Source organism: Qipengyuania flavescens (genome assembly GCF_029688735.1).
GTDB lineage: Bacteria > Pseudomonadota > Alphaproteobacteria > Sphingomonadales > Sphingomonadaceae > Qipengyuania.
In genome coordinates this window covers 1-1,517 of sequence record NZ_JARULD010000013.1, presented here as the reverse complement: position 1 = coordinate 1,517, position 1,517 = coordinate 1, and the positions used below count along the sequence as shown (strand labels likewise).

General features: G+C 67.7%; 1 protein-coding gene. It reads right to left on the bottom strand.

Annotated elements, in window-relative coordinates; translation table 11 throughout:
* On the bottom strand, nucleotides 1-1,506 hold a 1,506-nt coding region (locus P8R33_RS14790), incomplete at its 3' end, for a T1SS-143 repeat domain-containing protein (RefSeq protein ID WP_278329720.1).
* Between the last annotated feature and the right edge of the window lie 11 nt (nucleotides 1,507-1,517).

The window sequence follows — 1,517 nt, the reverse complement described above, 5'->3', positions numbered from 1 at the left end:
CGCATCCGAGTACTCGGCCTCCGCATCGACCGCAAAATCACTGTCGTCCACTACCAGCGCAAGCGAGGCTCCGGTGGCGGCGACGCTGGGCACATCGTCGGTCACGTCGATCGTGATCGTGCCCTGCACCGTGTTCCCGTTCTCGTCGGTCGCGGTATAGGTGAAGGTCTCGATATTGTCGTAGACGTTCGCGCCGTTGTCGCCGCCCTGGCCGGGCGACAGCGCATCGCCGTCCACCGGCCCCGTCAGCGTATAGGTCCAGTTGCCGTTCGCATCGATCGAGATCTGTCCGTAGGCCCCGGTCTGCCCGGGATCGAGCGCATAGGTGATCGTCCCCACGCCGCCGGTCACGGCCAGCGTGCCGCCGACCGTCTCGCCGGGCGAAGACGGGTTCGAGCCTACCACCGTACCGGGCGCAAGATCGCCGGGATCCTGCACTAGGTCGAGCGCCGCTTCGAACACCAGCGCATCGCGATCGTCGGCCACCAGCGTAACCTGGTTCACATCGATGGTCAGCGTCGCGGTCGCGATATCGCCATCGCCGTCGACGAAGGTGTAGACGAACACATCGCTTGCCGGATCGTCCGGGATGTCGCTGTTCGCCGTATAGCTGTAGGTGCCGTCGGCATAGAGCATCAGCGTGCCATAATCGCCCGCGATCGCGGTACCGAGGCCGCCAGTGACGCTGCTGGTCGTATCCGCCGGATCGCCATCCGCACGAACGCCGACCACCCGGCCGATGCCGTCCGCACCGCCCCGGTCGTTCGCCAGCACGCTCGCTTCGCTGCCGCGGGCGATCGCGCCGCCTTCGGTCACATCCGCGCTGTCGGCAACCGCCACCGGACTGTCGTCATCGACCGTCACGGTCAGCGATCCGGTTGCGGTGACGCTGTCGCCATCGGCATCGGTGCCAACCACGAGGCCGCCGAAGTCGATTCCGATGTCGTCCTCGGTGCCCGCCACGGTGTGGTCGAGCACGCCTTCGAGGGTAAACTGCCATGCACCTGCTGCACTCAGCGTGAGCGTGAACACCGGAGCGCCGCCGGCGGTCGCCACGATCGAACCTGCGGTCACCGCATAGCTCAGCGGCACGCCGCCCGAGGTCAGGCCCAGACCTTCCAGATAGGCCGTGCTCGACGCCGCGGTCTCGAACGCATAGGTCAGCGGGCTGTCCGCGCCGCTTGCGAACAGCGCTGCAACGCTGCCGCCCGTGGTCAGGCCCACCACGCCGATATCGCCCGGGCCGCCCTCGATCCCGCCCGGCAGCGCATCCTCGTCCACCGAACCGGTCAGGCTCGCGCCCGTGACTGCGACAGGACTGTCGTCATCGACCGTCACGGTCAGCGATCCGGTTGCGGTGACGCTGTCGCCATCGGCATCGGTGCCTGTTACCAGGCCGCCGAAGTCGATTGCGATGTCGTCCTCGGTGCCCGCCACGGTGTGGTCGAGCACGCCTTCCAGCGTAAACTGCCATGCGCCCGCCGTGCTCAGCGTGAGCGTGAACACCGGGGCCCCGC